The sequence below is a fragment of the candidate division WOR-3 bacterium genome (assembly GCA_039801725.1).
Lineage (GTDB): Bacteria > Hydrothermota > Tepidihabitantia > Tepidihabitantales > DTDR01 > DTDR01.
On the sequence record JBDRVE010000003.1, the window covers coordinates 23,058 to 45,258 of the forward strand.

General features: G+C 31.1%; 19 protein-coding genes. 5 read left to right on the forward strand and 14 right to left on the reverse strand.

Annotation, left to right across the window (positions count from 1 at the left end):
• Window positions 1–151: 151 nt before the first annotated feature.
• The 3 genes from ABIK75_01145 to pheT are packed head-to-tail and all read right to left on the reverse strand — an operon-like array spanning window position 152 to window position 2,861.
• Window positions 152–427 (reverse strand): cell division protein ZapA, encoded by a 276-nt coding sequence (locus ABIK75_01145; GenBank protein ID MEO0089702.1) that lies wholly within the window; start codon window positions 425–427, stop codon window positions 152–154.
• The gene (locus tag ABIK75_01150; protein ID MEO0089703.1) at window positions 424–621 is read right to left on the reverse strand and encodes a hypothetical protein; all 198 of its coding nucleotides are present in this window, start codon (window positions 619–621) and stop codon (window positions 424–426) included. Before ABIK75_01150 ends, ABIK75_01145 begins: the two co-directional genes overlap by 4 nt.
• Window positions 618–2,861 carry a phenylalanine--tRNA ligase subunit beta gene (gene pheT / locus ABIK75_01155; GenBank protein MEO0089704.1) on the reverse strand — a complete coding sequence of 748 codons (2,244 nt, stop codon included), beginning with the start codon at window positions 2,859–2,861 and terminating at the stop codon, window positions 618–620. Before pheT ends, ABIK75_01150 begins: the two co-directional genes overlap by 4 nt.
• A gap of 579 nt (window positions 2,862–3,440) precedes the next feature.
• Between pheT and metK the strand changes: the two genes are divergently transcribed.
• Together metK and ahcY are read left to right on the forward strand one after the other, a co-directional pair.
• Window positions 3,441–4,604, forward strand: a complete 1,164-nt coding sequence (gene metK, locus ABIK75_01160) for a methionine adenosyltransferase (protein MEO0089705.1) — start codon at window positions 3,441–3,443, stop codon at window positions 4,602–4,604.
• 3 nt (window positions 4,605–4,607) lie between these two features.
• On the forward strand, window positions 4,608–5,864 hold the full coding sequence (gene ahcY / locus ABIK75_01165) for an adenosylhomocysteinase (protein ID MEO0089706.1): 1,257 nt from the start codon (window positions 4,608–4,610) through the stop codon (window positions 5,862–5,864).
• 4 nt (window positions 5,865–5,868) lie between these two features.
• Here the strand turns inward: ahcY and ABIK75_01170 are convergent, their stop codons facing one another.
• From ABIK75_01170 to hypB, 11 genes are all read right to left on the reverse strand, one after another.
• Entirely contained in the window at window positions 5,869–6,780 is a 912-nt protein-coding gene (locus ABIK75_01170; protein ID MEO0089707.1) for a hypothetical protein, read from the reverse strand.
• A gap of 54 nt (window positions 6,781–6,834) precedes the next feature.
• Entirely contained in the window at window positions 6,835–8,577 is a 1,743-nt protein-coding gene (locus tag ABIK75_01175; GenBank protein MEO0089708.1) for a T9SS type A sorting domain-containing protein, read from the reverse strand.
• An 11-nt stretch (window positions 8,578–8,588) separates the two neighbouring features.
• Window positions 8,589–10,421 carry a T9SS type A sorting domain-containing protein gene (locus ABIK75_01180; protein MEO0089709.1) on the reverse strand — a complete coding sequence of 611 codons (1,833 nt, stop codon included), beginning with the start codon at window positions 10,419–10,421 and terminating at the stop codon, window positions 8,589–8,591.
• 13 nt (window positions 10,422–10,434) lie between these two features.
• On the reverse strand, window positions 10,435–11,055 hold the full coding sequence (locus tag ABIK75_01185; GenBank protein MEO0089710.1) for an energy transducer TonB: 621 nt from the start codon (window positions 11,053–11,055) through the stop codon (window positions 10,435–10,437).
• Window positions 11,052–11,477 (reverse strand): biopolymer transporter ExbD, encoded by a 426-nt coding sequence (locus ABIK75_01190; protein MEO0089711.1) that lies wholly within the window; start codon window positions 11,475–11,477, stop codon window positions 11,052–11,054. Before ABIK75_01190 ends, ABIK75_01185 begins: the two co-directional genes overlap by 4 nt.
• Window positions 11,477–11,878 (reverse strand): biopolymer transporter ExbD, encoded by a 402-nt coding sequence (locus ABIK75_01195; GenBank protein MEO0089712.1) that lies wholly within the window; start codon window positions 11,876–11,878, stop codon window positions 11,477–11,479. The genes ABIK75_01190 and ABIK75_01195 overlap by 1 nt, the downstream gene beginning before the upstream one ends.
• A complete protein-coding gene (locus tag ABIK75_01200; protein ID MEO0089713.1) occupies window positions 11,871–12,485 on the reverse strand; it encodes a MotA/TolQ/ExbB proton channel family protein in 615 nt (204 codons plus the stop codon). The genes ABIK75_01195 and ABIK75_01200 overlap by 8 nt, the downstream gene beginning before the upstream one ends.
• Before the next feature lie 61 nt (window positions 12,486–12,546).
• The gene (locus ABIK75_01205) at window positions 12,547–14,040 is read right to left on the reverse strand and encodes an Rne/Rng family ribonuclease (GenBank protein MEO0089714.1); all 1,494 of its coding nucleotides are present in this window, start codon (window positions 14,038–14,040) and stop codon (window positions 12,547–12,549) included.
• Window positions 14,033–16,402: a TIGR03960 family B12-binding radical SAM protein gene (locus ABIK75_01210; protein ID MEO0089715.1), complete on the reverse strand. Its 2,370-nt coding sequence runs from the start codon at window positions 16,400–16,402 to the stop codon at window positions 14,033–14,035. The genes ABIK75_01205 and ABIK75_01210 overlap by 8 nt, the downstream gene beginning before the upstream one ends.
• Window positions 16,395–16,739 (reverse strand): hydrogenase/urease maturation nickel metallochaperone HypA, encoded by a 345-nt coding sequence (locus ABIK75_01215; protein ID MEO0089716.1) that lies wholly within the window; start codon window positions 16,737–16,739, stop codon window positions 16,395–16,397. The genes ABIK75_01210 and ABIK75_01215 overlap by 8 nt, the downstream gene beginning before the upstream one ends.
• Window positions 16,732–17,403, reverse strand: a complete 672-nt coding sequence (hypB, locus tag ABIK75_01220) for a hydrogenase nickel incorporation protein HypB (GenBank protein MEO0089717.1) — start codon at window positions 17,401–17,403, stop codon at window positions 16,732–16,734. Before hypB ends, ABIK75_01215 begins: the two co-directional genes overlap by 8 nt.
• A 55-nt stretch (window positions 17,404–17,458) precedes the next feature.
• On the opposite strand from hypB, the gene ABIK75_01225 reads away from it, so the two are divergent.
• The 3 genes from ABIK75_01225 to ABIK75_01235 are packed head-to-tail and all read left to right on the forward strand — an operon-like array spanning window position 17,459 to window position 21,488.
• The gene (locus tag ABIK75_01225) at window positions 17,459–19,033 is read left to right on the forward strand and encodes an NAD(P)H-hydrate dehydratase (protein ID MEO0089718.1); all 1,575 of its coding nucleotides are present in this window, start codon (window positions 17,459–17,461) and stop codon (window positions 19,031–19,033) included.
• Window positions 19,026–20,444, forward strand: coding sequence for a hypothetical protein (locus tag ABIK75_01230; protein ID MEO0089719.1), 1,419 nt, complete (start codon window positions 19,026–19,028; stop codon window positions 20,442–20,444). Before ABIK75_01225 ends, ABIK75_01230 begins: the two co-directional genes overlap by 8 nt.
• Entirely contained in the window at window positions 20,445–21,488 is a 1,044-nt protein-coding gene (locus ABIK75_01235) for an LCP family protein (GenBank protein MEO0089720.1), read from the forward strand.
• The last annotated feature ends 713 nt before the right edge of the window (window positions 21,489–22,201 follow it).

The following is a 22,201-nucleotide window of genomic DNA, read 5'->3' on the forward strand; positions in this document are numbered from 1 at the left end:
ATCGTGTTGGTGATGGTCTCTGAACCCTAGAACAACATATGGCGTCCTGAAGGTGGGTCCTATCTTAGAGGATAGACCTCCAGATAGTAAGCACCATCGGACATCCATAATTTAGGTGTTGGCTCAAGACCATATTTCCCAATCACGAATGCTACCGAGAGCCCTTATTATTAACCAATTTTTCAATGAGCAAATCTAGCCTTTCTTTTAAAATTTTTTCGTTTTTTTCATAATTATCCATCAACTCTTCAATCAAATTAAGGGAGCCGAAAAAAATTAATTCACTAAAATCTAAGTAAGGAAATTTCTTTTTTAACTCTTTAACCTTATCTTCTAAAAGATTAAATAATCTTTTAAGATATTCCTCATTTTTGTCACTTTTAATTTCATAAATTTGGTCTAAGAATTGAAGACGATAGGTATTCATATTTTTAGTTTACTAAAATTCTTTAATTTTTCAATAATAGATTTTATTTTTTTTAAGCTTTTTTCAATTTTTTCTTGATAAATTGTTAATTCTTTTTTTAAATTTTCATTTTCTTTCTTAAGAATTTCATTTTCTTTCAGAATTTTTTCAATCAATTCCTCTAAAGTTTTTAATTTTTTTTCAACTTCGTTCATTTTTTTCTTAATTGAGCAGGAAAGTTTTTTTCTACTAATAAGATAATTTCTTTTAACAATTTTTCCAATTCTTCCTTAGTGTAAGGTTCATCTTTAGGTTGAAAAAAGAGGCGGAGACCAAGATTTCTCTTGCCCAAAGGTAAGGGTTGGCCTACAAAAGAGTCAAATATAATAATTTCTTTTATCAAAGAAGAATAATTTTTTTTGATAAAATCAATTATTTCCTGGGCACAAAGATTTTCGTCAATAATAAAGGACAAATCGCGATATATAACAGAGAGAGAAGGAAGAGGTTGGTAGATTTTTTCTTTGGTAAAATGTTGGTAGATTTTTTCTAAGTCTATTTCAGCATAAAAGACTTCATTTTCAATTTCATATTGGACAAGTAAGTCTTCATTAATTTTTCCTAAATAACCAATTTCTTCGTTTTTATAGGTAATTGCTACTGATGGGAATGAGGAAAAATAAGCATGCTTTTTTAATAAGTAATTAAATTCAGTAATGTTTAAAAAATTAAAAATCTCTTCAATAATACCCTTTAAATCAAAATAATCTACTTTTTTAGGTTTCGTGTCGAAATTAATTGGTAAATTATTACCGGTTAAAGCAATTGCTAATAAATATTTTTCTTTTTTATAAACCTTACCAATCTCAAAAATTCTTAAATCTTTATTATTAAAAGAATGGTTGTGAGAAATTACTGATAATAACGAAGGAAGAAGAGAATTTCTCAAAATCGCTAGTCTTTCATTTAACGGATTTAATAATTTAATTCCTTCTCCTATTTTTTCCGGTAAGAAACTTAAGGTAATTATTTCGCAAAAACCTCGGCCAATTAAAAAATTCTTTAAGGCATTTAAAAAGGCAGTGAAAGGTTGGATTTCGCCAATTTTTTTAATTTTTAAATAAAAGGAAGAGGAAAATTTTTCGTACCCATAATAGCGAGCAATTTCTTCTACTAAATCAATTGGCAGTTTTAAATCATGGCGCCAAGCAGGTGGTTCGTAAATTATTTCTTTTTCTCTTATTTCCTTTATTTTTCCACCAATTCTTTGAAAAATATTTAAAATATAGTTCGAAGGAAGATCTATACCTAAAATTCTTTTAGGATAATTTAAAGGAAAAGAGATTAATTTTTTTTCTATTTCCTTCTTAACTATTTTTTGTTCTTTAACAATTTTTCCACCACCCCATTGGGCAATTAGATTAGCAGCATAGTTAGCGAAATAATTTAAATTTTCATAATCGATTCCTAACTCAAATCTTCGGGCAGCTTCCGTTCGTAAGTTTAAGAAATTTATTCCTGCTCTTATGGTTTCTTGAGAAAAGAAAGCACATTCCAAAAGGACTTCGGTTGTGTTTTCAATAATCTCAGTGTTTTGACCACCAATTATTCCGGCAATTGCAATAATTCTTTTTTTATCAGCAATACAAAGAACTTTCTCAGAAACTTCTCTTTCGACACCATCAATAGTTTTAATCTTTTCTCCCTTTCTGCCTAAACGGATATAGATTTCGTTGCCAAAAATTCTTTTTAAATCAAAAGGATGTAAAGGCTGGCCAAATTGGATAAGGGTATAGTTAGTAGCATCAACAACATTATTTATTGGTCGTAATCCTGAAAGAAAAAGACGCCATTGATAAAATAGAGGAGATGGTTTTATTTTTAAATTAACAATTTTAGTGCCAATATAAATTGGGCATTGCTCTAAATCTTCAATAATTATTTCGATGTCGTTTTTTTCTTCTATTTCGTAAAGATTATTATTAACTGTTGGCAAAATTAAATTTCTATCAGTAAAATAGGCAACCTCTCGGGCAAGACCAAAAACCGAAAAAAGGTCTGCTCGGTTAGGAGTAATTTCTACTTCCAGAAATAGGTTATCAAGATAATTAAAAACCTCCTTTCCTTCTTCTTCCTCAAAGATCAAATAATCTTCTTGGGGAAAAGATAAATCTTTCCCTTTTAATAATTTTTTTTCTTTTAAATGATAACCTACTTTTTCTCCTATTTTAGCGTTAATATTTTCCTTAATCACAAATTTTTCATTACCAATTTTTAAAACTGTTTCGTTTTCTTTTTTTTCGATGATTGTTGCTAAAAGATAATAAGAAAAATCTCTTAAATAATCATAGAAATTTACTACTTCAATACCCTTTTTCTCTAATAAATCTAAAAGTTCTCTTTCATTGATTTTCGGTTCTAAAAACTCATTTAACCAATTTAAAGTAAGTTTCATAACTTTATAAAGATAATAATTTTTATTTAAAAGTCAAGAAGAGAGAGTTAAAAAAAGCATTAACCGTAAAAGGTTCTTTTCTGTTATATATAGAAAGAATTTTACTTTTCGGAAAAATTTTTCCTTTACAATCCCTTTTCTTTGGACTATATTTATTATTAAAATGATTTTTGGATGTTTGCAAGTTAATTTATCAATAAGAGTGAAACTTGATATTCTACCAATAAAAAATTTTGGTTATTCAAACTCTATTAATTAGGAAGGGAAACTGATGGAGGGAATGATACAGGGTAGGGCTCTATTCTACTGATAATAATACCTTTATTAATACGAATAATAACATCTTTATTAATACGAATAACATTCGCTTTATTAATGGTAATAATATTCGGTTTATTAATGACTTTAATATAAAGTTTATGTTTGAGAATTGAGAGGAGTTCAAATAACCTACTAGGATAGTGCTATAGAGATAAAACTCAAGAATATTTTTGGATATTGCTACTTGGGCAAAGACGCTGAAATTTTTGACATTAAAAAGATTTAAGATATAATTTTTTTATAAAAAGGAGTTTAAAAATGAGAATAGATTTTTTTACTTCCGAATCAGTTACAGAAGGGCATCCAGATAAAATTTGTGATCAAATTTCCGATGCTGTTTTGGATGAAATTTTAAGGCAAGATGAATATGCTCGGGTGGCTTGTGAAACTTTTGTTACTGTAGGGTTAGTAATTGTTGGTGGCGAAATAACTACCAAGGGATGGGTTGATTTACAAAAGGTCGTGAGGAATCTATTAAAAGAAATTGGCTATACCAGCACCAAATATGGATTATCAGCAGATAATTGTGCAATACTGAATGCCATTGGTACCCAATCACCAGATATTGCGATTGGTGTTGACCGTGGCGGAGCCGGTGACCAAGGTTTGATGATTGGTTATGCTACTCGTGAAACAAAGGAATATATGCCTCTACCAATTATTTTAGCTCATAAATTGACCAGAAGATTGGCAGAAGTAAGAAAGAAAAAAATTTTACCCTATTTAGGACCTGATGGAAAATCACAAGTAACAGTAGAATATCACGATGGTAAACCGGTGAGGGTTGATAGTGTAGTGATAGCTGCTCAACATACTGAAGAAGTTTTGGATAGTACAGGAGAAAGAATGAAAGAAGAGGCTAAAGAGGAAATAATTGAGAAAGTTATAAAGGCGGTAATTCCTGAAGAATATTTAGATAAGAATACTAAATTTTATGTTAATGAGACAGGCAAATTTATTATCGGTGGACCCCAATCCGATACTGGAATGACCGGTAGAAAAATAATTGTTGATACTTATGGAGGCAAAGTAAGGCATGGTGGCGGAGCCTTTTCTGGCAAAGATCCAACAAAAGTTGATCGGAGTGCTTCTTATATGGCAAGATATGTAGCGAAAAATTTAGTTGCTAGTGGTGTATGTGATGAAGTGGAAATCAGTGTTGCTTATGTGATTGGCCGACCTGAACCTCTTCATATTAGTTTAAATACTTTTAACACTGGAAAAGTGAAAGACGAGGTTTTATTAAAATTGGTAAAGGAAATGTTTGATTTTACGCCTAAGGGAATGATTGAACACTTGAAGTTAAGAAGACCAATTTATTTGCCTACTGCTTGTTATGGTCATTTTGGTCGGGAAGAAGAAGATTTTACTTGGGAAAAACTAGATATGGTAAAAGAGATTCGGGAACGGTTAGGAATATAAGAGATGAAATTTCATATAAAAGATATTAATTTATCTGCTCTTGGTAGGACACGTGTAGAATGGGCGGGAAGATTTATGCCCGTTTTGAAATTGATTGGCGAACGATTTGAAAAAGAAAAACCTTTTAAAAATATAAAAATTTCTGCCTGTCTTCACATCACCACAGAAACAGCTAATTTGCTGATTGTTTTAAAAAAAGGTGGAGCAATTATTAGAGTATGTGCTTCTAATCCTCTCTCTACTCAAGATGATGTGGCTGCTTATCTTGTTAAAGAAATGGAGATTCCAGTATTTGCTATTAAAAGGGAAGACAAAAAAACTTATTATTTTCATATTCATCAAGTTTTGGAGCAAAAGCCGAACATTACTATTGATGATGGTGCTGATTTGGTTTCCACATTACATAAAGAAAGAAAGGATTTGATTGATGAGGTAATTGGTGGAACAGAAGAAACCACTACTGGAGTTATCAGATTGAAAAATATGGAGAGAGAAGGTGTTTTAAAATATCCGATAATTGCGGTAAACGATTCTTATACTAAATATCTCTTTGATAATCGTTATGGAACAGGTCAGTCAACAATTGATGGAATCTTACGAGCAACAAATTTTCTTTTTAGTGGTTCAACAGTGGTCATTTGTGGTTATGGCTGGTGTGGTCGTGGTATCGCAATGCGGGCAAAAGGAATGGGTGCTCAAGTAATAATTTGTGAAGTTGACCCAATCAAAGCATTAGAGGCGAAAATGGATGGTTACGAAGTAATGAGTTTAGTCGAGGCTTCGAGGATTGGTGATTTGTTTATCACCGCTACCGGCAATATTAATGTAATAAATAAAAAACATTTTCTTTTAATGAAGGATGGAGCAATTTTATGTAATGCTGGACATTTTGATGTTGAAATTGATAAAAAGGGTTTAAAAGAAGTAAGTATTAAAAAAAGAAAAATAAGAGAATTTTGTGAAGAATACTTATTGAAAAATAAAAGAAGAATTTATCTTTTAGCTGAAGGAAGGTTAGTAAATCTTTCTTCAGCAGAAGGACATCCGGCAGTGGTAATGGATATGTCATTTGCTAATCAAGCCTTGGCTTGTGAATATTTAGTAAAAAATCGTAATAAATTAGAAAATAAAGTTTACAAATTACCATTAGAAATTGATAAAGAAATTGCTTATTTAAAATTGAAATCAATGGGAATAAAAATAGATAGGCTAACAAAAGAGCAAGAAAAATATCTTATTTCTTGGCAGTTGGGAACCTAAAATATTATCCCTTTATAAAAATTGGAATTTGATAGAGATGATAAATAAATTTTTCTTTGAAATAAAAAAGAGTTTGGGAAGTTAAAATCTCAATTGTTAAATAGGTTAATCCCTCTTTATTTGGTTTTATTTTTAAATAAAAAATATTATTCTCTTTCTTAAAGAGAAATCTTTGATTTTGATAATGGAGAAAAATGAAGCATTCCTTTAAATTTTCTTCCTTTATTTTTATTTCAATAATAATTGAATCATTAATGGATAAACTGGGCAATTCCTCTAAGGAAAATAAATTTTTAAAGAAACTGGAGTCAATAGTGATTGAAGATTTATTTTTTAGATTAATAAAATCAATTTCCGGAGCAGTATCTAAATTGGGAAAAAAAGAGTTTATTGGCGAAATTTTATAAAATTGATATTTACCATTTTCTTTTCTTAAAATAATCTTTTTTTGTGCACAGATGGGATAGATTTTTTCATACTCTGTTATGCCGTAATTAATTTTTCTAATACTTTCTAAAACTCCCGTATCATTAAAAAATATCTGCCAAAGGGAATCATACTGAATAATTGCTATTACGTGACGCATAGAATCTAAATGAATGATTTCACAAAAAGTATCTTTATTTTCAACAAAAAATTTTGACGAATCAAAAGAGAAGGTATCGTAACTTATTCGATAAAAACCAATAAGATGAGCGATTTTTTCAAAAACTTTTTGATTTCGATAGATAGTATCACAAGGAAGAAGAAGAGAAGAATAAAAGAAATCTATTGGTCTTTTTTCTAAAAAAGAATAAATCGAAATAATTTTCTTATTTTCTTTTAAAAATTGGTTAACTAATTCTTTATCATCCTCAAAGATATTTTCCTTTTGGCAAAAGATAAAAAAGATTACAAAAAATATTATTTTCCTCATAAATAAGAAGGGGAGACGGTTAAAAATTCCGCCTCCCCTTTCCTTTTGAGGTTTTTAGTTGTTGATTATTAACTTATATCTTTCGGTTAGATTATTTATCTTTACAGTTAAGAAATAAATGCCATTTTTCAGTTCTTGGGGAATTCGGAATTGATAATTGTGGCTTCCTTTTGGAAGATTTTTATTTAATAAATTCATAATTATTCTACCATTAACATCAGTCAAAGAGATATCTACTTTTGTCTCTTTTTCTAAATTAAGCGCAAGATAAGCATGTTTTCTAATCGGATTGGGATAGACTTTTAAGGCAAATAATTTATTTTCTTTTGTTTCCACAATACCGGTTTCTAAATATTCCCTTGGAACCTGATGAACAACAAATGGGTTCATAGACATCGCTCCTTCACCTTGGACATAAAATCCCGAAACTAAATCAACTAAATAGACAATCCAACACATATCATCAACAATTGGAGCTAAGAACGGAAATCTCTTTGAAGTTTGGTCAGGTTCAGTAATTCTTTTTGGTGGTGCCCAAGTTAAACCACCATCGGTAGAAGCAGTTCCCCAAATATCAGCTCTTAATCTTTGAGTTGTTGGCTCATAATTTACTGGATCAAACTGTTCCCAAACTACATAAAGATTCCCATTTTGTAAGTTTTGACCAATAGATGGTCTACCAGCAAAAATAGCATTATAACCAACAGTAGCTGCTAAGGTTTCGGGCATAATTCGGCAAATTCTTGTTAATTCCGGATTTCTTCCTGGTACATAATGCCACATTTCCACTGGAATTACTCTACCAGTATCTCTTATATTAGGTGTGAAACAGAGAACGAAATTAGGTCTATCTTCTCTATCAAAGAAACCTCCCACAGAAGGTAGCCAAAGTTCAGGTAATGTTTCGCTTCCCGGTGTAAAAATTTCTGGAAATGGAAAAGGAATTACATCACTCCAAGTTTCGCCACCATCAGTGGAAATTCTATAAGCACCGCTATCTGGGCCTGTGCCATCCCATTCTGTCCAGAAAATTACTACTTTATCACTTGTTTTAGAAGCAAATATTCCGTGGGCATCGCCTTGGGGAGCAATAGGTTCACCGGGTTGAGGAGCAATCAATCTTGGTTCTTCCGGAGTTGGCCAATCACGCATTCTAATATAAAAAACTCTTTCTCTTGCTCCTCCTGGGTCATCTTCAACTGCTGCTACATGAATCCAACCGTTACTTGTTATAGCAATGGGTGGCCATAAATAACCTTCTTGGCAATCACCATAATCAAAGATTCCTTGTCCGGGAGCAATATCTTTTGCAATTCTTGGAACGAGATATTGAGTGCCGGCAACATGTCCAACAATAAATTCGTTTCCTTCCATTGGATTAACATCAATATTTCCAAAACCGCAACGGGCATTAATTGCGTCAATCCCATCTTGACCAAATGCCCAAGACTGGGTAGCACGATCGTAGAAATTATATCTCATATTTCTGTCGGGAAAATTAGATGGTTGGAGAGAAGTCATTCCTGTCACATGAACACCGCGACCAGGATCGTTATAAATTCTTTGTCGCATATGGCTGTTAAACTGCCAATCATAAGTGGTGAAGAAAACAGTATCTACTCTGCCAACCGGTTGCCAGGTAGGAAGAGGGGTTCTTTCTTTAATTATTTTCGTTTCTTTTACTTTTGGAAAATCGGCTTTCAATTCGGGAGGAAGAGCTTTTATAGGAATTAAATATTCTTTAGGAAGGGCAAATACAATTAATAAAGGAATAAAAATAATTAATAATTTGCGCATTTTTCCTCCTTTTAATTTATTATTATTTTTTTCTTATATATTTTCTTTCCGTCATTAAATAGGCAAAAATAAGTGCCTTTTCTTCCCTCAGCATCCCAAGTTAATTTATAATTTCCTTTTTCTTTTGTCGTATTTTCTAAAATTTCTACCATTTTACCACTAATGTCAAAAATAGCAATTGTTATTGGTGAAGATTTTGGTAGTGAATAGATAATATTGATTTTTTTACTCGCTGGATTAGGAGAGATAAAAAAATTGGGTTTTGGAGAATATTTATTATTATTTTCCGCAATACCAACTTCCACAAGTAAAGAGCACGGAACTCGGAAATAAAGAACTGGGTTATTAGTAACTACTCCTTCTTGCTGTGGAACACCACCAGCATCTTTATCATTAATATAAGTAATATGTAAATAGCCGTCAACAGCAAAAGGTGCTAAGGAGAAGTAATCATCATCTTCACACATTCCAGGAGGGGCTCCAGGACTGGGTGAGTTTGTTAAATTTAATACTTCACCAATTCTTCCTTTTACTCCCCAAGTTCTTCCACCATCAGTAGAAACTGCGGCATACAATTCTCCGTTTATTCTTCTTCCTTGAGAAATGTCATTGGTATCTAAATTACCAACCCAAACACAATAAAGATTTCCATAATTATCAATTGCTAATTGTGGTCTATCAGCCGGTCTTCGCCAAGCATCATTATTAACATTGGGATAAGGCGAATACCACCAGGAGTCACCAACTACTTGTAAATGTCCGATACCGGATACCAAAGTTATTCCAGTTTCTTCACTCCAATGTCTAATTCTTGAAAAGCCAGGATAAGTTGCCGGTCCTTGGCTACCAACCATTGATAAGATTTCTGTCCAAACAACGTGTAAATTGCCGTTTAAATCATAAATAGCGTCACAATCAGCATAGGCAAATTCATGAGGCAAAGTATCGGTTGGGTATGGATAGTTTGTAATTTGCCTCGGCGGTTGCCAAGTAGCACCACGGTCATAAGATTCTCTTATCCAGACATTTTGTAAAACTTGCGAATGTATTTCTGGTAGATCAGAAGTATAGGCAATGACTACTTTATCACCATTTGGTTGGGCATATATATCACCAGAGAGACAAGCCATTACTGTATCATTCATTATTGGCATCCAATTAGTAAAAGTATTACCACCGTCGGTAGAACGGGAGTAATAGAAATCTTCTGAAGCACCGGCAGTTGGTGGCCTTCCGTATCCTAAAACATGAATAATTCCATTGTTACCAATTGTGCCATGTGGCCAAATAATTTCGTGACCATAAGGTGAAAGATTTACATCGGGTTCAATTGGGTCACCAAATATTCCTGTTTGGGGAGCAATTTCAATTGTTAAAGCCGAATAGGTTACACCTTCTCTTGTATGATGGAAAAAGCAGCAAGCCTTTCCATCAGGAAACATTCCAAAAGTTACATATCCTGCTCGATAATTACCACTTGCTTGAACTCCCATTCCTAATTGGACAGTATCATCAAAATAGGCATTATAATAACAATAACGATTTGGATAAGAAGAATTTGAATCAGGTGAGTGCATCCAATCAAATCCCCAAGTATTGTTAGCAAACTCTATCCTTGAGCCCAAAGTGCCATTAGATTGATAATCAATAAAAGTTCGTGAAAGAAGAATTCCTGGTGAAGTAGTGAAAGTAAGAGAAGTGTTAACTGGTAAAAAGATTTTTTCTAGGCCGGTAGAAAAGGGAAGAGGAGAGTATGGTTGGCGATATTGAGAAGTTAAAAATTCACTTTTTGGTAAAGAAAATAAAAAAGGAATAAAAAAAATAAAAATACTTATTTTTTTCATATTTTCCTCCTTTTTATTTAAGTCTAAATTTATAAGGAATACTTACCCAAACTCTTACCGGCATATCTCTTTGTTTTGCTGGTGTGAATTTTGCTTGTCGGGCGGCGTCCATTGCTGCTTTATCTAACTCGGGATTTCCAGAAGATTTCAAAATTCTCACATCGGCAATACTTCCATCTATATCTACCAGTGCTTCTACCACCACATCTCCTTCATGACCTAATTGGCGAGCAATTTCCGGATATACTGGTTTTGGTAAATATACTTCTTTAGGTTTTACTTCTACCTTCCAAAAAGGAACAATAGGTATTTCTGTTTCTTCTGTCTTTTTATATATCTCACTAAATTCAGTTTTCCCAATAGAGGTAACTTCTTCTGCTTCTTCACCTGTTTGTGCTTCAGAGACCACAGCAATTTTGGGTCTTTCGACAGGTGGCGGTTCAGCAATTTGTTCTAACTCCGGTGGTAATTGTTCTAAAATCGTTCCCACTTCTTTTTTAGGAATATAAGGACGATAGAAAAATTCCTTAGGAAAAATTATAAAAACCAATAAGACAAATGCCAACGCAAGTATTAACCCCACACGAAACATTAGGGAATAATACTCGTCCCATTCAAAAATTTTGTTGTTCATAATTCACCTCCCAATTTTTTATATTCAGTAGCAAATACTACTTTAAAAGCCTGGGCTTCTTTTAGGGCCTCTAATACGTCATTTATTCTTCCGTAGTCTACATCGCTATCAGCCATAATTTCTGCTATTAATTCTGGATTATCAGCAATTTTTAAAAGCATTACGTTTGTAACACCGGTTAAATCTAATACATTATCATCAATAGTAATTTTTCCGGTTTTATCTACCCAGATATGGGCAACATTTCTTCTTTTTATCAATCTTTCTGTTGCTTCTGCCTGTGGTAAGTTTACCTTTAGTCCTATTTCTGTTCTTAAAACAGTAGTAAGCATAAAAAAGATGATTAGAAGAAAAGCAATATCACCAGTAGAAGCACTCGGTATTTCGGGAGTTTCTCTTTTAATTAAAAATTTTTTCATCATTATTCCTCCTTCACAGGAGTCAGACTAATTTTTTCAGCCTTTGCTAATTTTAACTGGTCAAAGGCATCAATCATAATTTTATAAGGAGCCTTTCGAGAGACTTTTAAAGCAACAACCAATTCCGGATTTTTACTTAACGCTTCTTGAACAATTGATTTAATTTCCGGAATAGTGACTTTTTGGTCACCAATCATGACTTCGCCATAAGGATTTACTGTTATTATTAAAATATTTTCTTTTTTTACCTTAACTTCCGCTCCTTTTGGCGGAAGAACAATTTTTAAACCCTTTTCGCGAGAAAAAATAGAAGTTACCATAAAGAAAATAATCAATAGAAAGGCAATATCGCCAGTAGAAGCTGTGGGAATAGAAATTTTTTGTTCACTTTTTCTTTTAAACATGTTGTTGTTTTGTTAAATATTCAATTAAAGTAGCTGCTGATGTTTCCAAATCACGGGTGTAGCTGTTGATTTTCATTTGGTAAAGAATGTGAATAATTGCTAACGGAGCAGCAATCATTAATCCCCACTTAGTGGTTATAAGAGCTTCAGAAATACCTGAAGCCACTACTGCTGGTTCTACTTCTCCTACAGCTGCTACCGCTGCAAAAGCGCGAATCATTCCGGTAACTGTACCTAAAAACCCAAAGAAAGGAGCTACCATAGTTAAACCACCCATCAAATTCATTCCTCGATCTAGGAAACCTAATTCCGAGAGACCTGCTCGGGTAACAGCCTCTTCCATGGCACTCCTACCTTCTTTTGCTTTTTCCAAGGCTGCAAGAAGAACCCGAGATACTGGGCTGCGGGTTTTTTGGCAAAATTTAGTTCCTGCCTCTATTCCTTCTTTTTCAATTAAAGAAATAAGTTCACGGGTAAATTTTTTAGCATTTAGGGAAGCAACAATGAAAAGAGTAATAAACCGTTCAATAACTAAAGCAATACCAAGAATGGCACATGCTAATAAAAACCACATTATACCACCACCCTTAATGAATTCCTGTATCATCTTTCCTCCTTATTTAGTTTCCTTTAAAATATTAAAAAAAATAAATAAAAAGTCAATAAGATTAAATTTCTTCCAAAAATTTGTATTCATCATATTTAAATTTGGGATTCATTTTTAATTCTAAATGAACCCCGATTTTCTTGATAAGTTGATTTAATCTTTCATTCCATTCATTGGTTAAAAATTCATAAAGATAGGGAGAAACCAACAGAAGAATTTTTTTCCCTTTTATTTTTTCAGTTTTATTTATTAAATAACTTTCAATTTTTAAACAAACTTCGTACCGATCCAAAATTCTCCCTCTACCTTTACAAGCTGGACATTCTTCGCAAAGGGTAAAAAATAAACTCGGTCGAGTTTTTTCTCGGGTCATTTCCACTAATCCAAAACGGCTTAATTTACCAAAATCAGCTTTTGCTCGGTCATTAGCTAAACATAATTTTAATTCCTGATATACTCTTTCCCGATTTTTTTGTTCACGCATATCAATAAAATCAATGATAATCAGACCAGATAAATCTCGCAATCTAATTTGGCGAGCGATTTCAGCAGCTGCTTCTAAATTTGTTTGCAATATCAATGTTTCAGGATCTTCTTCAGAAGCAAAGCTTCCCGTATTTACATCAATAGTGACTAAGGCTTCGGTTTGGTCAATAGTGATAAAGCCACCACTTTTTAAAGGAATTTCTCTTGCCAGTGCTTTTTCTAACTCTTCATCAATTTTGAATTTCTTAAAAATAGGTTCTTTATCTTCATAAAAAATAATTTTATCTTTATTAAACAATTCGGGAGTATAATTTTTTATATAGTTACATATTTCATAATAAAGATTTCGGTCATCTATATAAATAGCTTCGGTGTCCAAAGTATAAAGATCCCGCACAATTTTTAATGCTAATTTTGGTTCTCTATAAAGCAAACGGGGAGCTCGGGATTTCTGAAATTCTCTTTCAATTTCTTCCCATTTGCCTTCTAAATAATGATAATCTCGAACAATTACCTCCTCGGGCATATTTTCAGCTGCTGTCCGAATAATTAATCCACGGTTAGGTTTTTTTAATTTTTTAGCAATCTCTTTTAACCGATTTCTTTCTTTTTTGTTAGCAATCCGTTGAGATACGCCAATGCGGGAGATAGTAGGGAAAAATACCACATATTTACCAGGCAAATGAATAAAAGAAGTTAAGCGAGCGCCCTTTTCACCAATTTGTTCTTTGACTACTTGACAGAAAATTTGATCACCAATATTTATCGGTAATTCTTCTTTTTTAGGTCTTTTAATTTTTTCTTCCTCTTCCTCTAAGTCAATTCCAAATATTTCTTCAGGTATTTCTGCTAATGGCAAAAAGCCATTTTTCCTTAAGCCAATATTTACAAAAGCCCCCCGCAATCCTTTTACAATATTTTCCACTTTTCCTTTAAATATTTTTCCCACATTATTTTCAATTCCTTCACGTTCAATATAAAACTCTACTAAACGACCGTTCTCTAAAATTGCTACTCGGGTATCATTAAATTTGTGAGTGATTATAATAGTGGTTTTAGGTTTAATCATCTTCTAAAGGTGTTATTAATTTATCATTTTTTATCAGATAATGTTCTACTCTTTTAATGGATAATAATTTTATTGTCTCCTCTTCTAAACCCAAGATTTTACTAAGAGTAGGGTAAAGCTTTACTCCTGGTTGGAAAGGTAAAAGGATTTCTAAAATGTTGTCAGAAATTTTAACAGAGTAATAAGAAGAATTAACTAAATTTATATTTTTTTTAATCGATTCTGGTAAGATAATTTGATATTTTAAAAATTTGATTGACTTCCCCAAACTGGGAGTCTCTTTTTTTATTTCTTTGAAATCAATAACTATTAAATCTTTTGGCATATAACTACCTAAATCTTTTATTAAATTACCATTATAATCAATTTTTAGAAAAATGTCAAAATATTCGCCTTCCGAAATTACCCCTACTGGGAGAGGCGGACCAAAGGAAACTAAATATCGTGGAGAAAAACCCGATGAAGAAAGTACGGGCAAACAAGCTCTTCTTATTGTCCGATAGATTGCACGAACAATATCTAAATGAGAAGCAAAACGGAAGTTTTCTTCTACTTTAAATTTTACTCGGAACCTTTTGTAAATAGAAAGGGAAGAAGGTGGTTTTAAAAAAGTTGAAAATTCTTTGGATAAAATGGTTTCTTTTTTGGTAATTTTGAAAGAACAAAATTCTGTTTTTTCTTGATAAGATAGGGCTTTTTGATAACTCTCAATAAAAAAATTCTTGGATAAACCAATATCAATGAATTCCCAAGGTAAGGGTTCATTGGGTTTTCTTTCTTTGAGATAATTTTCTTTATCAATTTGATTTTTGGAAAAACTATCTATCCACAATTGATATTTAAAATATTCTGTCCAATCTTGAAAAAATCCTTGGTTCTTAAAAATGTCTTCGATAACGAAGGATACTTTCTCGTCTCCTCTTGCTAAAACTGCTTGAATTTCGGATTGTTCAAAATTTTCATATCTTATTCGAACGTTTTTGGATTTTACTAAACTTTTTAAAATTTTAATTTTTTCTGAAAGTAAACCTTTATCTTCAAAACCACAGAATTGAAAAGGAGTATGAGGTTTAGGAATAAAAGGAGAAATAGAGATTCGTAACTCCTTATTTCTAGCAATTTTTCCTAAAAAATTTAAGAAATAAGCAATTTCTTTTATATCTTCTTCTTTTTCTGTAGGTAGGCCAATCATAAAATAAAATTTGATTCCTTGCCAATTATTTTTTATCAAAGTCTCAGTTGCTTGAATAATCTTTTCGTTAGAAATTTCTTTGTTGATGACCTTTTTTAAACGAGAAGAAATTGTTTCCGGAGCGAAAGTAATTCCGGATTTTTTAATAAATTTTAGCTGGTTAATAATTTCTTCGTTGAAATCTTCGCCCCGAAGGGAAGGAAGGGAAAGGGCAACTAAATAAGGATGTAAAATTTCATTTAAAGAACTTAAAAGAAAAGCTAAATTAGGATAATCACCAGCCGAAAAAGAGAGTAAAGAAATTTCTTCGTAACCGGTAGCTTTTATTGCCTTTAAAGCTAATTTTTTAATTTCTTCAATTGGTCGAATTCTTACTGGTCGATTAACAAATCCTGCTTGGCAAAAGCGACATCCTCGACCACAACCGCGAGAGATTTCAATTGTTAAATGATCGTGAACAATTTCGCAAATTGGTACTAAAGGAGGAAAAGGGAAATCTTCTTCTTTTAATTCTTTTATGTATCTTCTTTTTATCACTTTTTCTTTTTTATGAATTAATGGTACATAAACACCTTCTAAATTTGCCCAATTTTCTAATATTTCTTTTTTGTTATTTTTAAAGGTCCGATAAATTTCTACCATTTCTAAGATTACCTCTTCTCCGTCACCGATAACGAAGGCATCAATAAAAGGTGTCATTGGTAATGGATTTACAGTACATGGCCCGCCAGCAATAATTAATGGTGAATTAGTATCGAGACGTTCTTCTGTACGCAGTGGTATTTTACCCAAAGATAAGCAATATAATACGTTAGGATAATTTAATTCTGATTGTAAAGAAAATCCGATAATATCAAATTTAAAAAGAGGTAATTTGTTTTCTAATGAAAAAAGAGGAATATCATGTTTTTTTAATTTTTCTCCAAAATCTAAAGCCGGAGCATAACTTCGTTCACAGATAGTGTTTTTGTGATAATTTAGTTTGGAATAAAGAATTTTTAACCCATAATTCGACATTCCAATTTCATAAATTTCTGGAAAAACTAAACAAACTTTAACAGTATCTTTTTTTATTGAAAGAGGAAAAAGATTGTATTCGCCTCCAGTATATCTAATAGGTTTAGTAACTAAGGGTAAAAGATTTAAAATTTTTTTATCATTCTTATTCACCTTCAATACTTTCTAAATAATAATCATCTCCTTTTTTAAAAAGAATTTTTGGAGAAGAACATTTAGGACAGATATAAAGGAATTTTAAATTTGCTTCACCGTAATAACCACAATTTTTGCATTCAATTTCCGGTTTTTCTTCTGACACAGCTACTTGGCTGGTTTTTGCGAGAGTATCCTTTAATCCTTCTTTTAACCAGAAAACAAACTGTTCTTTATTAATTAACGTTAAACTACCAATTTTTATATTTATTTTATAAATTTTTTTAATCTGATACTTTTTACATACCTGATGAATTACTCTAATGAGTTGTTGGGCACAAGCAAATTCATGCATTTTTTAAAAATTTTACTATTTTCTCTATACCTTTACCCTTTTTAGCAATTGTTCCTATAACCGGAACTGAAGGTTTAATTTTCTTTATATCTTTCTTAAATTTATTTAAAGAAACCCCCATTTTTTTCGCTAAATCAATTTTATTAATCACAACCATATCGGCTTCTTTAAAAATGTAGGGATGTTTAACAACCGTGTAAGGGCCTTCGGTACAAGAAAAAACTACTATTCGATAATGAGCACCAAGAGGAAATTCTGCCGGACAGATTAGATTGCCAACATTCTCAATAAAAAGAAGATTGATATCTTTTAAAGGTAAATTTTTTATTGCTTCATTTACTAATTGAGCATCTAAATGACATTCCTTACCAGTGTTTATTTGGATTACTTTAGCACCATTTTTTCTAATTAAATCAGCATCGATTTTCGTAGTTAAATCTCCAGCAATTACAGCAATATTATATTCTTTTTTTAATTTTTTAACAACTTGACAAATCAAAGTTGTCTTCCCGCTGCCGATAGAACCAAGAATATCAATGGCCTTTATTCCGTATTGATTAAAGATCTTTTTATTTTCCTCGGCGATCTCCTTGTTTTTTCTTAACAGACTTTCTTCTAATTCAATATCTAAAATTTCACCATCTTTTGGTTTGATAATTTTCATAATTAAATTTTAATAATAAATTGACTTTTTTCAATGATGAAATTATAATTGGTAAATGAAGCGAGTAGTAAATCAAAAAGAAATGTCAGAAATTGATCGAGAATCAGCTGAGAAATGGAATATTCCTACTATTATTCTGATGGAAAATGCAGGACGAAGTGTTGTTGAATATCTAGAAAAAATCTATAATATTTCTGAAAAAGATTTTCCTAATAAAAGTTTTCTTATCTTCTGTGGGAAAGGAAATAATGGTGGCGATGGGTTTGTTTGTGCTCGGTTTTTACTAAATAAGGGAGCGGAAGTTAAGGTTATTTTGTTGGGAAAGTTTAATGAATTAAAAGGAGATGCGCGGATAAATGCTGAAAGATATAAAAATATGGGTGGCGAGATAATTGAAACGGAAGACGAAACTTTTTCTTTTAGTAATCTCTTACAAGATAGTAAAAAAGAGATTTATATAATTGATGCCATTTTTGGCACCGGTTTTAAAGGAGAGGTATCGGGGATATATAAAAGGGCGATTGAGTTTATTAATCAAAAAAGTTGGCCAATAATCGCTGTTGATGTTCCTTCGGGAGTAATGGATAATGGTAAAGTGGCCAATCTTTGTGTAAAGGCAGATATTACGGTAACTATGGGTTTTATGAAAAGAACTTTGGTCTTACCACCGGCGAGAGATTTTGCCGGAAAAATATTTGTTGGTGATATTGGGACTTTTTATGAATATTTTAATAATCAGGGCAATACCTATTTAGTAGAAGAAAGAGATATAAAAAAAATTTTACCAGTAAGAGTAAGTTGGGGACATAAAGGAACATTTGGAATGTGTTTGGTAATTTCTGGTTCTCGCGGATATAGCGGAGCCGCTTGTCTGACAGCTTTGGGAGCTTTAAAAATCGGTTCGGGTTTAGTGTATCTAGCCACACCAAACACAATTATTGATGTTGTTGAAGCAAAACTTACAGAAGTAGTAAAAGTTTCGTTAGATTGGGAAGATGGTTATTCGTTGACTAATTTAGAAAAGATTAGCAATTTGCTTAGCAAGATAGATGCAGTAGCAATTGGCCCAGGCATAGGTACTGCTGAAAAAACAAAAATATTTGTGAAAGAAATTCTCGCTCTTATAAGCCAAAGAAAAATTCCCATAGTTGTTGATGCTGACGGTATCAATTGTTTGGGTGAAAAAGTGGATTTATTAAAAGATTTAACAAAAAATACCGACATAATTTTAACTCCCCATCCTGGTGAGTTGAGTCGGTTAATTAAAATTTCTCCCGACAAGATTAATGAGGATAGAATAGAAATTGCTCGTTCTTTTAGCCAGGAATATAATGTTTATTTGGTTTTAAAAGGTTCACCAACAGTAATTGGAACTCCCCAAGGGATTGTTTATATCAATTCTACTGGAAATTCAGGATTAGCAAGTGGTGGTACAGGAGATGTTTTAACCGGTTTTATTACTGGTTTATTAGCTCAAAAATTAACGGCAGAAAAAGCCGCCATCACAGGTGTTTATCTTCACGGATTGGCCGCTGACGTAGCTTTGGAAGACCGAAGCGAATACGATTTTATCGCTTCTGATATCTTGCTTTATCTTCCCAAGGCGATAAAGAAAATTTTGGATGGTTAATTTCTTTTTATTTTTAATTTTGACAATTTATAATGAAAAATTATGGACAAATTATTTAGCCTTTGATACCGTTTTAACCATCACCGGCGATGAAAAAACAGTGTATGTGGGGGTAACCAATGGCATTTTATTATTTGATACTCAAAAAATAAAATACTTAAAAACATTGACAAAATTTGACGGAATCTTAGAAAATTTAAAATTAGTGGCCTATGACCGAGAAATAAACTCTCTCTGGTTAATAGATAATAATGCGAATTTAATGAATTATCATCCTTTTACTAAAAAAAGAGAAATTTTTAAATTAACCATAATACCAAAAGCGATCGGTGTTGGTAAACAATTTTTGTATTTTATTACCGATGATGCTAATTATTGTTGGGATAAAAAAAAGAAAAAATTATTTAAAATTGAAAAAATAAAAGATACCACTCTTTTTTGGTATGGCGAAAGGAAAAGGTATTTGCCTCAAGATTTTTCTTTTCTTACTCCTTATTATTATGTGGATAAAAATTTAAATAAGTACTTTTATAAGGAAGTTTTTTTAATAAAGAGGAATTTATGGGTAAGTGCGGATGGTTATGGAATTTTAGTTTTTGATATTGTAACTAAAAATTTGATAAAAGTTTTTCCTTTTAATAATAATTTAAGCAAAATAAAAAAAATCTTAAAATTGGAAGAAAATATTTGGTTATTGGGTGACGATTTTTTTATAAAAACGGCTAACGAAATATCTGAATGGCGTTTTTTTATTCTTCAATATAATAAATTTTATAACGAAGAGAAACCCTTGTTAAAAGATAAATTCTTAGAAATATTTTTTAAAAGACCTTTTGTCAAGTTTGCTGGTTTAGAAAATTCTTTTGCTTGTGCTTGGGAAAATAATATTTATCTTTTTTTGGAGACTTATTTTGAACCAATAAAAGTTGAAGTCCCTTGTTGGGTAGAAAACTTGTATCTTTTGAAAGATACTTTAATAATTTTAACCAATGAAGGTGTCTATCTGTTTGATTATCAAAATGGTAGGTTTTTGAATTGGATTAATCAACCGCCGGAAATGAAATTTGGTGTTTTTTCTTTTTTGCCGATAAAAAGAGATTGGTATTTTGGAATTCGGGGCGGATTGTTAATATATAGTAATCAGCAATGGGAAAAAATTATTATTCCTGGTGGAGATTTATCAATACCGGTAAGGGAATTAACTAATTTCGACAACTATTTAATAATGAATGTTAATAATCAAATCATTTTTTTTGATACTAAGAAAAAATTATTTCAATATTTAATAAAAGAAGATGGTTTAATTGGTGAAAATATCTATTCTTTAAAAGTGGATAATAATAAATTATGGATTGCCCACGAAAAAGGGATTTCTCTTTATGATTTGAGTTTACAAAAGAGAAAAGATTAAATGGGAAAAAAAATATTTCTTCCCTCTTTAATAATCTTTCTTCTAATGTTGTGTTTGCTTATTCTATATCAAAAAAATAATAAAATTCTGCCAATAAGAAATCCCCAATATCATTCTACTTTAAAAAACAAAGTAAATATTCTTTTGATAGCAAAAGATGCATTAATAATTAGCAAGAAAAAATTACCTAATGGCAAGGAGGAGTTAATATTGGAAAAGAGAGCTCGAAGTGATGTTATAAATATTGTTCATATCAATTTTGATAAAGGAAAAGTTAAGATTCTCAATATTCCTCGGGATATGTTGGTTAGCATTCCTAATTATACTAAGGAAAAATCTAATAAAGATTTTAATAATTTGGATAAGATAAATCACAGTTATTTTTATGGTGGAGAGTTTTTATTAATTAAAACAATAAAGAAAAATTTTAACATTGAGATTGATCGATATTTAACTGTTGATTTTGTCAGATTTCAGAAATTGGTCAATCTTTTGAAACCTTTTGTAAAAGTTTTTCGGGTAAGAAATGTAGAAGTTAATAATCCAGCAGATCTTCAAGAACTTCTAAAAAATCGTTATCGTTATCCCCATGATGATATTGACCGAAGTAGAAATTCATTATTTTTTATCAAATATATTAGTGAAAAGATTTATCCCCAAATAAATCTTTTAAATCTTGCGATTTTTAAGAAAATTTTTTGGGAAGTTTTTGAAGGAGCAACCGATTTGACGGATGATGACCTCACTAAAATTTTTGTTGAATTAAAAGAAAAAAATTTTGACCCTAAAAATATAGAATTGGGAGTAATGATTGGTTATCAAGCATATGTGTATTTAAATCGTTTTTCCAAAAATCTTTCTTGTTATTTGCCCATCTATGAGGAAATTGAAAAACAGATAGAATATTTTATCTATGATTCAACAAAGGTATCCCCTAAATTTTATCTAGACGACCGTGAGAAATTTTTTATCCCTGAATATGTTAAAAAAGATTATACTTTTCCCTTAGACACAATTAATCTAAAAATAGAGATTTCTAAATAATTTCGATGTTGCTTCTTTTTTATCGATGATAAACATTTTGTGTGTAGGAAGTAGGGATAAAAGGTCTAAGATGATTTTAAAGATAAATATTCGAAATTTAAATGAGTTATTAAGAAAATTCTGCTTAAAAATTGGGCCTCGGAATGTTCTCCTTTTTGAGATATATCTCAATTTAATCATGGGTATGATTATTTTAAAAACTTATAATCTTTATAAAATTAGCAAACCTATTCATAATATTTCTCTCTATAATTATGATATTTTGGTTTTAATTATAATACAAAGATAATGATAAAAAATTGTCTTGTTTTTAAAACATTAGTTTAAAAAGATTTTTTTAAGCAAGGAAAAGAAAAAGTAATGTAGAGGGATACATATGGGATAGGTTTTAAAATGATTTAAAAAATAATTTTCAGTGAAATTTTTCAATAATCTTCAAAATCTGATAAATAGCAATTTTCAAATCATTCTGGTTGGTAATTCGGTAATAATCTAGTGGATTAATTTTTAACCAATAAGCTCAAAAGTTCTTTTTATAATATTCCCAAAATAAAAAATTAATTGAAAAATCTTATAAAATATCGCTTATCCTACAGATATTTGCTAAACAGTATTTTTAATACGGTATATTAGTGTAAAAATCTTATTAGTCTTCTTTTGTATTTTAAATCTCCAAAGTTTTTAAAAACTTGTTAAATAATCTTTAAACTCTT